This window comes from Hymenobacter profundi (assembly GCF_019334315.1).
Lineage (GTDB): Bacteria > Bacteroidota > Bacteroidia > Cytophagales > Hymenobacteraceae > Hymenobacter > Hymenobacter profundi.
In genome coordinates this window covers 1-12,795 of record NZ_JAHWGL010000029.1, presented here as the reverse complement: position 1 = coordinate 12,795, position 12,795 = coordinate 1, and the positions used below count along the sequence as shown (strand labels likewise).

Sequence of the window (12,795 nt, the reverse complement as noted above, 5' to 3'; positions counted from 1 at the left end):
CTCTAAGATGAGTTCGGTTGCTTGGGTTGGCTAAGCCAAGTATCTAAATTCACTTTATAAAATAAAAGCGCCGTTGCACTACTTGTGCAACGGCGCTTTTATTTTATCTACTCTTCCTACCCTTTCGCCGTGAGGGTGATGTACGGGATGATACATTCCTCTAGCGAGATGCCGCCGTGCTGGAACGTGTCTTTATAGTAGTTCACGTAGTAGTTGTAGTTGTTGGGGTATGCGAAGAAGTAGTCGCCCACGGTGAAGACGTAGGCCGTGCTCACGTTCTCGCGGGGCAGGAAGATGCGCTCGGGTTTGCGCACCACGTACACGTCGCGGGAGTCGTCGAAGCCCAAGTTTTTGCCGTGCTTGTAGCGCAGGTTAGTGTTCGTGTTTCGGTCGCCCACAATCTTGTAGGGTCGCTTCACGCGGATGGTGCCGTGGTCGGTAGTGATGATGAGCTTACCCTTCTTCTCGGCAATGGTTTGCAGCATCTCATACAGCGGCGAGTGCAGAAACCACGAGCGGGTGATGCTGCGGTACGCCGACTCATCGGCGGCCAGCTCCCGAATCATGGCCATGTCGGTGCGGGCGTGGGAGAGCATGTCCACAAAGTTGTAGACGATGACGTTGAGCTTATAATTGTTGTGCAGGTTGCTCATCTTGCCCAGCAAGTCTTTGCCGGCCTGCAAGTTGGTTACCTTGTGGTAGCTATGCTTATACTTCTGGTTGGCGCGCTGGAAGTTGATTTCCATGAACTCCGCCTCGTGCAGGTTCTTGCCCTCGTCGTCGTCGTCGTTCACCCACAGGTTAGGGTATTTCTTCTGAATCTCGCCCGGCATCATGCCCGAGAAGATGGCGTTGCGCGCATAGGCCGTGGTGGTGGGTAGGATGGAGTAGTACATCTCCTCCGAGTCCACGGTAAACAGGTCGGCAATGATGGGCTCCAGAATCTTCCACTGGTCGTAGCGCAGATTGTCGATGAGCACGAAGTACACGGGCGTATCGCCGGTTTCCTTGAGCAGCGGAAACACGCGCTCCTTAAACAACTGGTGCGACATGAGCGGGGCGTCCTCGTCGTCGCCGTTCACCCAGTCCTCGTAGTTTTCGGTAATGAAACGGCCGAAGTAGGTATTCGCTTCGTCCTTCTGCATGTTGAACACGTCGGCCATGCTCTTGCCTTCCGTCTCATCAATCTCCAATTCCCAGTAAGCCAATTTCTTGTACACATCAGCCCATTCTGTAGGGGAGAGCCGGTCGCCGAGCTGCATGCCTAGCTGGCGGAAGTCGCGCTGGTAGCTGCTGTTGGTTTTCTCCGACACCAGGCGCTTGTTGTCCAGCACTTTCTTCACCGACAGCAAGATCTGGTTGGGGTTCACGGGTTTGATGAGGTAGTCGGCAATCTTGCTCCCGATGGCCTCTTCCATAATGTGCTCCTCCTCGCTCTTGGTAATCATCACTACCGGCACAGTCGGCTTTATCGCCTTGATTTCGGTCAGCGTTTCGAGGCCAGTAAGGCCGGGCATATTCTCATCCAGAAACACCAGATCGTAGGTTTTTTCCTGAATTTCCTCAATGGCATCAGCGCCAGAGTTCACGCCGGTTACGTCGTAGCCTTTTTCTTTGAGAAAGAGAATGTGAGGTTTGAGCAAATCGATTTCGTCGTCGGCCCAGAGAATGGAATATTGCATAGGGGGGTCTTGGGGTTGCAGCGCCAAGTGGTGCTTCGCGCCTTATTGAACGAACTGTTGTAGCCTTGCATTGTCGCGCGGTGGCAAGAAATGCATTCTGGCAAGCCAGCAGCTACCGTTTCGTGAGTAGCTTTACCGTTGATTCGGCACTTTGGGTTTTAGAAAATTAAGGCAAGCCTATATTCTCCTACCCCATTATCAACCAGGAAAAACCGAAAATAGTTAGCAACCAGTGCAAAGCATTAGCGTTGAGCTTGTGCAAATGTGCTGCATCGCCAACAGCTACCGTAGCTTTATAGCACGAACTTGGAGCTTGGCGCTACGTCCTATCATGAACAAGAAAAAAATCTTCAACGACCCTGTATACGGCTTCGTGACCATTCCCACGGAGCTGCTGTTTGACCTGATTGAGCACCCATACTTCCAGCGGCTGCGGCGGATTCAGCAGTTAGGTTTGACCAGCTTTGTGTATCCGGGGGCGCTACACACGCGCTTTCACCACGCGCTAGGTGCCATGCACCTGATGTCGCTGGCGCTGCGCTCGTTGAAGGACAAGGGCGTGAAGATTTCGGCCCAGGAAGGCGAGGCGGCCATGATTGCCATTTTGCTGCACGATATCGGCCACGGGCCACTTTCGCACGCGCTAGAGCACAGCATTTTCGATGGGGTACCGCACGAGCAGCTCTCGTTATATCTCATGCAGCGGCTAAATACAGAGTTTGACGGGCAGCTCGACCTCGCCATTCAAATTTTTCAGGGTTCCTACTCCCGGCCGTTCTTTCACCAGCTGGTGAGTAGCCAACTGGATATGGACCGCCTCGACTACCTCAACCGCGACTCCTTCTATACGGGTGTGCAAGAGGGTAGGCCCGGCGCCGACCGCCTCATCAAAATGCTGACGGTAGTAGACGAGAAGCTGGTACTGGAAGAAAAAGCCGTGTACAGCATCGAGAACTTTCTAGTGAGCCGCCGCCTGATGTACTGGCAAGTGTACCTGCACAAAACCGTCACGTCGGCCGAACAGATGGTGATTCGCATTGTGCAGCGCGCCCGCGACCTGGCCCGCGCCGGACAGGAGGTAGGGGCATCGTCGTGCTTGCACTACTTCCTGAGTCGGCCGGTCAGCATCCGCGAGTTTGACACCGACGACAGCATTTTACAGCGCTTCGTGCAGCTCGACGACTACGACATTTGGGGCGCGGTGAAGCAATGGGCCACTCACCCCGACAAGGTGCTCAGCTACATGGCCAGTAGCATCCTGAATCGTCATCTGTTTAAAATAACCTTGCAGTCCGATGCGTTTGAGGATGACTTCAAGCTGGGTGTGACGGAGCTGATTGCCGAACATTTTCAACTGCCTGCTGATGAAGCCGCCTTACTCATGCTGCACGGCCGCATCAGCAACAACGCCTACGATGCCGTGGGCGACACCATTGATGTGCTCACCAAGCGCGGACGCGTGGTAAACGTAGCCGAGGCCTCGGACCTACCCAATATCCGCGCCCTCAGCCAACGGGTGGAAAAACACTACCTCTGCTACCCCAAGGAGATTATGTAGTGACTTACAGCTAGTTGCTGAGCTTGAAGCTAACTAGGTCACTCTCACAGTAGAAAAAGGGATATTTCTCTAATTTTGCCCCCCTATGGAATTTACGGTAAGTCAGGTGGCGGAAGTGCTGCGCGGCACAACAGAAGGAGATGCCACGCAAAAGATTGATCGGCTGGCGAAGATCGAAGAAGCCCAGCCGGGTTCGCTCTCTTTTCTGGCCAACGCCAAGTACGAGCCGCACCTGTATACCACGGGCGCGTCGGCCGTGATTGTGAGCCGGGACCTGGTGCTGCGCCAGCCCGTTACCGCCGCCCTCATCCGCGTCGATGACCCCTATTCCAGCTTTACTACCCTCCTGGAATTCTACCAGCAGGCCACCCGCACCGGCCGCCGGGGCGTGGAGGAGCCGGCCTTTTTGGGCGCGGGCTCGGAGGTAGGCGAAGGCCACTACCGCGGCGCCTTCTCCTACGTAGGCGAGGGCTGCAAAATCGGGCGCGACGTACTGATTTTCCCTCACGCCTACCTCGGCGACCGGTGCACCATCGGCGACGGCACTATTATCTACGCCGGCGCCAAGCTCTACCCCGATACAGTAGTAGGTGCCCGCTGCGTGATTCATGCTGGCGCGGTGCTAGGCTCCGACGGCTTCGGCTTTGCGCCCCAGCCCGATGGCTCCTACCGCCCCATTCCGCAGATTGGCAACGTGGTGCTGGAAGACAACGTGAGCATTGGAGCCAATACCACGATTGACTGCGCTACCATGGGTTCCACTATCATTCGAGAGGGTGCCAAAATTGACAACCTGGTGCAGCTGGCGCACAATGTAGAGGTAGGCCGGCACACGGTTATTGCGTCACAAACGGGCGTGTCGGGTTCTACTAAAATCGGTGATTTCTGCGTGCTGGCGGGCCAAACAGGCATTGCCGGGCACCTTACGTTGGCCAACCATACCACGGTTACGGCGCAGTCGGGGGTAGGCAAGTCTATCAAGGAAGAAGGGGTCTTCTTACAAGGTGCGCCTGCCTTCCATTTGCGTGACAGCTTGCGCGCCCAAGCCGTTTTCCGGCACCTGCCCGACCTGGAGCGCCGCCTGAGTGTGTTGGAACGTGCCAATCCAAAGCCGGAAAAGTCATAGCTTTGTCGCTACAGAAGCTGTTGGCTATTGGCTGTTAGCTGTTAGCCTTGGTTTTTTACCTCATACGTCACCCTTCTGAATACACCTGTACGGTATTCAGCTAACAGCTAACAGCCCGTAGCTACTAGCTTTACATGAACGACAAGCAACACACGATTAAGGCTCCAGTAACCGTGAGCGGCATTGGCCTGCACACGGGCGTGGTGGCCACCATGACCTTCTGCCCCGCTCCGGTCAACCACGGGTACAAGTTTCAGCGCATCGATTTGCCTGGCCAACCGCTCGTAGATGCCGATGTAGACAATGTGGTAGACCTCTCCCGTGGCACCACCATCGAGCAGAACGGTGCCCGCGTGAATACTGTGGAGCATACGCTGGCGGCCCTGGTAGGCCTGCAAATCGACAACGTGCTTATCCAGCTCAGCGGCCCCGAGCCGCCCATCATGGATGGCTCGTCGTACGAGTTCATCAAGCCGTTGCAGGAGGTAGGGCTGGAAGAGCAGAATGCCTTGCGCAATTACTTCGAGATTCCCGACGAAATCCGCTACCAGGACAACCCCCGCGGTGTAGAAATTGCCGCCCTACCCCTCGACAACTATCGTCTCACGGTGATGGTGGACTACAACTCGCCGGTGCTGGGCTCGCAACACGCCTCCCTTACAGAGATGTCGCAGTTTGCCACTGAAATTGCTTCGTCGCGGACGTTTTGCTTCCTGCACGAGCTGGAAGCACTTTACAAGCAGAACCTCATCAAAGGTGGCGACCTGAGCAACGCCATTGTGGTGGTAGACCGCGTGGTGAGCGAAGATGAGTTGAGCGAGCTAGCCGAGATGCTGGGCAAGCCCAAAGTGGCCGTGAAGAAGGAAGGCATCCTCAACAATGTGGACCTGCGCCACAAAAATGAGCCCGCCCGCCACAAGCTCCTAGACCTCATTGGCGACCTGGCCCTGGTAGGCCGCCCGCTGAAAGGGCAGATTCTGGCCGCCCGGCCCGGCCACGCCGCCAACGTAGCGTTTGCCAAGCGCATCAAAAAGAAGATGCTGGAGGTAGACTCCTCGCCGGTGCCGCACTACGACCCTGCCCGCGTGCCGGTAATGGACATCAACCAGATTTCGGCCATCCTACCCCACCGCTACCCCTTCCTGCTCATCGACAAAATCATTCACTTGGATGCCACCACGGTAACCGGCGTGAAAAACGTGACGATGAACGAGCCATTTTTCCCCGGTCACTTCCCCGGCAACCCCGTGATGCCCGGCGTATTACAGATCGAGGCAATGGCCCAAACCGGCGGTATTCTGGTACTTAACACCGTACCCGACCCCGAAAACTACTGGACGTACTTCCTCGGCATCGACACCTGCCGCTTCCGCCGCATGGTGAAGCCCGGCGACACCATTATCTTTAAGTGCCAGCTGCTGGCCCCCATCAAACGGGGTATTGCCAAGATGAGCGGCAAGGCTTTTGTGAACGGGAAAGTGGTGATGGAGGCCGAAATGAGTGCCAGCATCGTGAAGAAAAGTTAATTAAGAATTAAAAGTTAAAAATTAAAAGATGGCTCCGGAGCGTTAGCTGCTCTCGCCATTCTTGTCAATTCTTAATTTTTAATTATTAATTTTTAATTGAAAGAAAGCATGAACCAGCCGTTTGCCTATATCCACCCCGAAGCAAAAATTGCCCATAACGTAGTGGTAGAGCCATTCTCCACTATTTATCAGGACGTTGAAATCGGGGAGGGTACCTGGATTGGTCCGAACGTGACCATTATGCCGGGCGCCCGGATTGGCAAGAACTGTAAGATTTTCCCCGGCGCCGTCATTTCCGCCGTACCGCAGGATCTAAAATTCGCGGGCGAAAAAACCACGGCCCACATCGGCGACAACACCGTGCTTCGGGAGTGTGTGACGGTGAACCGCGGCACTGTGGACAAAATGCGCACCGTAGTAGGTAGCAACTGTTTGCTGCAAGCCTACGTCCACGTAGCCCACGATTGCACCATCGGCGACAACTGTGTCATTTCCAACGCCGTGCAGATTGCTGGGCACGTTACTATTGGTGATTGGGCTATTTTAGGTGGCACTTCTGCAGTGCATCAATTCGTGCAAGTTGGCCAGCACGCCTTTATCGGTGGTGGCTCCTTAGTGCGAAAAGACGTTCCACCATTTATCAAGGCCGGACGCGAGCCGCTCACCTACGCGGGCGTTAATTCGGTCGGGCTGCGGCGCCGGGGTTTTTCCGAAGCTGCTATTTTGCAGGTACAACAGTGCTACCGCTTGTTATTCATGAGCGGGCTAAATACCAGTGATGCTCTTGATAAGATTGAGTTGGAAATACTGCCGAGCCCCGAGCGTGATGAGGTAATCAACTTTATCCGTACCTCTGGTCGGGGTATTGTCAAAGGCTTCTCGCGCAGCGCCGACAGTGCAGATTGAGGTCCATGGCTTAAGTAAGCGCTACTTGCGCGAGTGGATTTTCCGGGACCTGACCCACACGTTTCAGCCGGGGTCGGCCACGGCCATTCTGGGCCCGAACGGCTCGGGCAAAAGCACGCTGCTCAACACGTTGTCGGGGCAGCTCCTGCCTAGCCAGGGCATGCTGACTTACTCCTGGCAAGGCAAACCGGTAGCCGTAGACGATGTGCCACGCCTGCTGGCGTACTGCGCGCCCTACCTGGAAGTAGTAGAAGAGCTAACGCTCACGGAGCTGCTGCACTTTCACACCCGCTTTAAGCCTCTGCGCCCCGGCCTCACGCCCCAAAAGCTGATTGAGTTGATGTACCTCGAAAACTCGCGTCATAAACTGGTGCGCGACTTTTCCTCAGGCATGAAGCAACGCTTGAAGCTAGCCCTAGCCCTCTACGCCGACGCCCCCCTACTCCTGCTCGACGAGCCGACGACCAACCTCGATCGGGCCGGCGTGGCGTGGTATTTGGAGCACGCCCACGCCACCATTGCCGAGCGCACGGTGCTGGTCAGCTCCAACGTGCCGGAGGAATACGAATTCTGCCCGAACCACCTCAACGTCACGGATTTTGGAGCGCGGGCAGCCCGCTGATTATGGCTGGTAGCGCGTATATTTGGTTATAACCTATTTAGATATGTCAGCCCAACCAAAACCATATATCACACCCGAGGAGTACTTAGCCGCTGAGCGCGCTGCCCATCGTGATATAGCTGGTAAGCACGAATACTTTCAGGGAGAAGTATATGCCATGGGCGGCGCTAGCCGGCAACATAACTTATTGGTAACCAACTTGATTGTGGGACTAGATACGCGTATTGGTGATGCCTGCAACGTGTATCCTAGCGATATGCGTGTACATGTAGCCAGCAATGGTTTATATACTTACCCGGATGTAGTGGTAGCGTGTGGAGACGAAGAGTTTCTGCCGGACGCCTACCTGGATACACTGTTGAATCCGGTTGTGCTGGTTGAGGTTTCTTCCCGCTCCACAGCACAATATGATCAGGAAGGCAAGTTTCTTCTGTATCGCAACATTTCCAGCCTGCGGCACTATTTGCTGGTTGATAGCCAACGTGTACGCATACTCTGCATCACGCGACTGGAGGCCGATACGTGGAACTTTCGCGAGTATACTCAGCTGACTGATCAAGTAGTATTATCCGCTTTGGAAGTGGAAATTCCTGTCAGCGAAATCTACCGAAAAGTACCTTTGCCGGCTGCTAATGGCGCTTTGTAAGATTCTCTTTACCTTTCGCCCAAACTTCTAAATGCCCTCGCCGTATCTTCGCCCTTGGGCAGCGGCGCAACGAAGCTGCTTTATTTTTTTCACCTCTTTTCGCCCCTTACCACGGCTATGAGAACGTACGACGACTTCGACGACGACAACCTCGACGATGACGACGAGCTTGACAATTTTGCTAAAGCCGGCGGCAGCAAAACCCGCGGCAGCGCTGAGGATAAGCTCTCAGCCAAATACTCCGACTACCTGATGTGGCGCGATACCGGCTCCTCGCACGACGAGGCCCTGGACCTAGCCAGTATGACGGAGGAAGAATACGCCACGGCAGAGGCTGCCGATGATTCCAGCGACAGCAGCGGCTTCGGCAGCTTCGATGACGATCTGGATGATGAGGATGACCTGGATGATGACGACACCTACAGCAGCCGAAGCAGCAAGCGCGGCGGCAAAGGCCGTTACGACGATGATGATTACTAATGTGCTGATTTTTTGATGTACTGGTGTGCTGATTTTCTGCACATTTAGCACGCAACAAATACAAGAAAAGAAGGCCCGTGCTTATGCAAGCACGGGCCTTCTTTCTTGTATTTCCATCAACAATCAGCACATCAACTCTTGCCAAATACACGCTTCAGCAGCTCCGTAGTACGGGCTACGGGGTTTTCACGGATATTGGCTTCTTCCTGCGCTACCAGTGTAAACAGGCCGTCGATGGCTTTGCCGGTGGCGTACTGGTTAAGGTCAGTTTGTACGGGCGTCACCAATGGGATTCTGTTGTAGCGGGTGGTAAGGGCCGTGTAGTAGCGCGTGGCGTTCACTTTATCCAACGACTGCTGGATGATGGGCTGGAAAGCCGTAGTGAGTTGGGTGGTAGTGGTGCGCTTGAGGTACTGGGTAGCGGCGTCTTTCTGGCCAGTCAGGATACCCCACACATCTTTGAACGTCAGGCTTTTGATGGCAGCCAAGAAGATAGGTTTGGCGCTCTTGGCCGCGTCTTCGGCCCCACGGTTCAACGATAGCTCAAACTGTTCTACCTGGCTACCCAACCCAATAGTGCGCAACGTGTTGGCTACGCGCTGTGCATCGGGAGGAAAAGGAATCCGAATGAGCTTGTTAAGGTAGAAGCCGTCCGTTTGAGAAGCCTGATCGGTGCCTTTGCTGATGCCCTGGATCAGGGCTTGTTTCAACCCTTCCGCCGCCTCAGTCTGACTTACGGAGCCGGTGGTAGAGGTAGTGGTGGTCTTCTTGGTAGTAGGCAATTTGATACCGCCAATTTTGGGCAGTTGGAATATCTGGGCCGAGGCCATCGTATTCAGGCCCAACAGCAAACCAGCAAGAAGAAAGGAGGAGCGAAGATTTTTCATAACTCAAAGCAGCGTTTCACAGTTAGTGGAAGCGAATCTTTTCTTGAAAAGACACAAACCGGACCAAAAACCTTCGCCCCTCTCCCTTCCCACGCTATGCAACAGGTACCTAATGCGGAAATCATAACCATCGGCGACGAGCTGCTCTACGGCCAGGTTATCGACACAAACTCGGCCTTTATGGGGCAGGAGTTGGGCAAGCTCGGCATCCGGGTACGGCAGATTTCCAGCGTATCGGACCGGGGCGCCGAGATTGTGCAGGCCCTGGACGCCGCCCGCGAACGGGCCGACGTTATCCTACTCACGGGTGGCCTCGGCCCCACTAAGGACGACCTCACCAAGCACGTGCTCACCGAGTATTTCCGCTCGGAGCTGGTGCTACATGAGCCTACCTTGCAACACGTAGAGGCCATCTTTGCCCGCTACAACCGGCCCATGCTGGAGGTCAACCGGCAGCAGGCCTACGTACCGCGCGTGTGCCAGGTGGTGCCTAACCCCATGGGCACGGCGCCGGGCATGTGGTTTGAGGACCGGGGCACGGTGTTCGTATCGATGCCGGGCGTGCCGTTTGAGATGAAGCGCATGATGACCGACACGGTGCTACCGCGCTTGCAAGAGCACTTTCATACGGCGCCCATCGAGCACGTGGTGGTGCAGACGGTAGGGCTGGGTGAGTCGTTCCTAGCGCAGCAGATTGCCGATTGGGAGGACGCCCTACCCCCCAACGTGAAGCTGGCCTATCTCCCTTCACTTGGGGCTGTACGCCTGCGCCTCACCGGCACCGACGACGGCCAGCCCGACCTGCGCGGCCGCATGCTAGCCCTACTCCCTGCGCTGCGTGAACAGCTGGGCACGCATATTTTTGCCGAAGGCGAAGTGAAGCTGGAAGAAGCCGTAGGCCAACTGCTGCGGGAGCGAGGGCTTACGGTAGGCACCGCCGAGAGCTGCACCGGCGGCTACATCGCCCAGCGCCTTAGCAGCGTGCCGGGTAGCTCGGCTTATTTTCAGGGTAGCATCGTGGCGTATCACAACGATATTAAGATGAAAGAATTAGGCGTAAAGCCTGAAACCCTGGAAGCCTACGGCGCCGTGAGCGAGGCCACTGCCCGCGAAATGGCCGAAGGTCTCCGTCAGCACTTGGGCGTAGATGTGGCGGTAGCTGCTAGTGGCATTGCCGGCCCCGGTGGCGGCACGCCCGAAAAGCCGGTGGGCACCATCTGCATTGCGTACGCCGACGCTCATCAAACCGTTAGCCGCCAGCTTAGCTTCGACCGGGGCCGGCAACTCAACATCGAGTATACCTCCACCGCCGTTTTGAATCTGCTGCGTTTAAGCTTGCCACCGATAGTGTAAGGGCGGCTTGCTCGCTCAGCCGCTCCTTACCTATTGCGTGCAGCCTAGCTGCTTTCTGCTACCTTTGCGGCACCAATCCTCCCCCACCCTTAACTTCTCTATACCTCCCGCAACCTATGGCACGAGTGGAAATGACGATGCCCAAAATGGGCGAATCCATTATGGAAGGCACCGTTCTGAAATGGCTGAAGCAAGTAGGCGACACTATTGAGCAGGACGAATCGGTGCTGGAAGTAGCTACCGATAAGGTAGATACGGAGGTACCCGCCCTTCATGCCGGCGTGCTGCAAGAAATTTTGGTACAGGAAGGCGACGTGGTACCAGTGGGTGCGCCCATTGCTATTGTCGAAACCGATGCTGCTGGCGCTAGTGCTAGCGCTCCTGCCGCTGCGGCAGAAGCTACGCCGCAGGCTTCTGCGCCCGATACATCTGACGACGAGGAGGAAGCTGCTGCTACGGTGCCGCACGTGCCCCATGCTACGCCCCCAGCTTCTAGCGTAGCTTCGCCAGCCGCGGGCCGTTTCTACTCGCCTCTGGTGCTCAGCATTGCCCGCGAAGAAGGCATTTCTCTGGCTGACCTAGAGCAACTGCCCGGCACCGGCGCCGAGGGCCGCGTGACCAAGAAGGACATTCTGGACTACGTAGCCGACGGTAAGAAGCCGCTAGCTCAGCCGCAAGCCGCGCCGGCCCCTACCCCTGCTCCAGCATCTCAGGCAGAAACCCCTGCGGCTCCCGCAGCCCAGCCTGAGGCAAAAGCTACTGCTGCACCGAAATCCGCTGCTACCACGGAATCGAAATCCAAGCCAGAAGAGCAGAAAGCCAAACCGGCTCCATCGGTGAGCGGCAACGACGAGCTGGTGGAAATGGACCGCATGCGCAAGATGATTGCGCAGCGCATGATCGACTCGAAGCGAATTTCTCCGCACGTTACCTCCTTTGTGGAGGCCGATGTGACGGAATTGGTGAACTGGCGCAACCAGCACAAAGACGCGTATAAGAAGCGCACCGGCGAAAACCTCACGTTCACGCCGCTGTTCATTCAGGCCATTGCCCGCGCTATACAGGACCTGCCGAACATCAACGTATCGGTGGAGGGCGACTACATCATCAAGAAGCGCGACATCAACATTGGTGTGGCCGTGGCCCTACCCTCCGGCAACCTGATTGTGCCCGTGATTCACAACGCCGACCAACTGAACCTAAACGGCCTGAGCAAGCGCGTGAACGACCTTGCCAACCGTGCCCGCCAGAATAAACTGAAGCCCGAAGATCTGGAAGGCGGTACCTATACCGTCAGTAACGTGGGCTCATTCGGCAACGTGATGGGTACGCCCATTATCATGCAGCCGCAAGTGGCCATTATGGCCGTGGGCGCTATCAAGAAGAAGCCGGCCGTGATTGAAACCCCGCAGGGCGACTTAATTGGCATCCGCCACTTCATGTTCCTCTCGCACAGCTACGACCACCGCGTGGTGGATGGTTCGCTGGGCGGTATGTTCGTGCGCAAGGTAGCCGATTACCTGGAGCAGTTCGACCCCAATACTACCATCTAGCGCCGTATCTTCGCGCACTGGTTTCGCATAAGCCCATCCAGCCGGATGGGCTTATCTTTTTGCTTATTTATCCTGATGAAAAACTACGTTTTCCTGGCTGCTTTGCTTATCGCGCTGGGCCTGATTCTCTACCTATTCCGCCAGCTCACGGCCACCGAAGAAGCCTTGAAACTGGCCGAAAAGCGCTTTGCTGACTGCGAGCAAGTCACGTTTCAACTGCAAATGCAGAACCGTGGTGTTGCGCCCCGCGGCCGGCAAGATATCACGCGAGACACGTTACAGTAAGGTAATTGTAAATAAAACAGCCGTGTCATCCTGAGCTTGCGAAGGACCTTATTACGCCAGAATGGTCATCATAGCAATGACTCGTTCTCACGTGATAAGGTCCTTCGCAAGCTCAGGATGACACGGCTGTTTTTACTCCAACCAACCTACGCCCGCATGCCCAGCACCAGC

General features: G+C 55.8%; 12 protein-coding genes. 10 read left to right on the top strand and 2 right to left on the bottom strand.

Annotation, left to right across the window (positions count from 1 at the left end; translation table 11 throughout):
* Positions 1 to 116: 116 nt before the first annotated feature.
* Positions 117 to 1,682, bottom strand: a complete 1,566-nt coding sequence (gene porX, locus KYK14_RS09205; protein ID WP_208306222.1) for a T9SS response regulator signal transducer PorX — start codon at positions 1,680 to 1,682, stop codon at positions 117 to 119.
* Between the two features lie 331 nt (positions 1,683 to 2,013).
* On the opposite strand from porX, the gene KYK14_RS09200 reads away from it, so the two are divergent.
* From KYK14_RS09200 to KYK14_RS09170, 7 genes are all read left to right on the top strand, one after another.
* Positions 2,014 to 3,240 (top strand): HD domain-containing protein, encoded by a 1,227-nt coding sequence (locus KYK14_RS09200; RefSeq protein ID WP_219158593.1) that lies wholly within the window; start codon positions 2,014 to 2,016, stop codon positions 3,238 to 3,240.
* Between the two features lie 85 nt (positions 3,241 to 3,325).
* Positions 3,326 to 4,366: a UDP-3-O-(3-hydroxymyristoyl)glucosamine N-acyltransferase gene (lpxD, locus tag KYK14_RS09195; RefSeq protein WP_219158592.1), complete on the top strand. Its 1,041-nt coding sequence runs from the start codon at positions 3,326 to 3,328 to the stop codon at positions 4,364 to 4,366.
* A 134-nt stretch (positions 4,367 to 4,500) separates the two neighbouring features.
* On the top strand, positions 4,501 to 5,892 hold the full coding sequence (locus tag KYK14_RS09190) for a bifunctional UDP-3-O-[3-hydroxymyristoyl] N-acetylglucosamine deacetylase/3-hydroxyacyl-ACP dehydratase (protein ID WP_185283467.1): 1,392 nt from the start codon (positions 4,501 to 4,503) through the stop codon (positions 5,890 to 5,892).
* Between the two features lie 108 nt (positions 5,893 to 6,000).
* Entirely contained in the window at positions 6,001 to 6,798 is a 798-nt protein-coding gene (gene lpxA, locus KYK14_RS09185) for an acyl-ACP--UDP-N-acetylglucosamine O-acyltransferase (protein ID WP_185283466.1), read from the top strand.
* A 25-nt stretch (positions 6,799 to 6,823) separates the two neighbouring features.
* On the top strand, positions 6,824 to 7,420 hold the full coding sequence (locus tag KYK14_RS09180; protein WP_246601767.1) for an ABC transporter ATP-binding protein: 597 nt from the start codon (positions 6,824 to 6,826) through the stop codon (positions 7,418 to 7,420).
* 43 nt (positions 7,421 to 7,463) lie between these two features.
* Positions 7,464 to 8,066 (top strand): Uma2 family endonuclease, encoded by a 603-nt coding sequence (locus KYK14_RS09175; protein ID WP_219158590.1) that lies wholly within the window; start codon positions 7,464 to 7,466, stop codon positions 8,064 to 8,066.
* Positions 8,067 to 8,183: 117 nt separating this feature from the next.
* On the top strand, positions 8,184 to 8,546 hold the full coding sequence (locus tag KYK14_RS09170) for a hypothetical protein (RefSeq protein WP_208306216.1): 363 nt from the start codon (positions 8,184 to 8,186) through the stop codon (positions 8,544 to 8,546).
* Positions 8,547 to 8,677: 131 nt separating this feature from the next.
* Here the strand turns inward: KYK14_RS09170 and KYK14_RS09165 are convergent, their stop codons facing one another.
* Positions 8,678 to 9,433, bottom strand: coding sequence for a DUF4197 domain-containing protein (locus KYK14_RS09165; RefSeq protein WP_219158589.1), 756 nt, complete (start codon positions 9,431 to 9,433; stop codon positions 8,678 to 8,680).
* Between the two features lie 96 nt (positions 9,434 to 9,529).
* On the opposite strand from KYK14_RS09165, the gene KYK14_RS09160 reads away from it, so the two are divergent.
* The 3 genes from KYK14_RS09160 (at position 9,530) to KYK14_RS09150 (ending at position 12,624) form a co-directional block, all read left to right on the top strand.
* A complete protein-coding gene (locus KYK14_RS09160; RefSeq protein ID WP_219158588.1) occupies positions 9,530 to 10,786 on the top strand; it encodes a competence/damage-inducible protein A in 1,257 nt (418 codons plus the stop codon).
* A 116-nt stretch (positions 10,787 to 10,902) separates the two neighbouring features.
* On the top strand, positions 10,903 to 12,339 hold the full coding sequence (locus KYK14_RS09155) for a dihydrolipoamide acetyltransferase family protein (protein ID WP_219158587.1): 1,437 nt from the start codon (positions 10,903 to 10,905) through the stop codon (positions 12,337 to 12,339).
* A 75-nt stretch (positions 12,340 to 12,414) separates the two neighbouring features.
* A complete protein-coding gene (locus tag KYK14_RS09150; protein WP_208306212.1) occupies positions 12,415 to 12,624 on the top strand; it encodes a hypothetical protein in 210 nt (69 codons plus the stop codon).
* Positions 12,625 to 12,795: the final 171 nt, after the last annotated feature.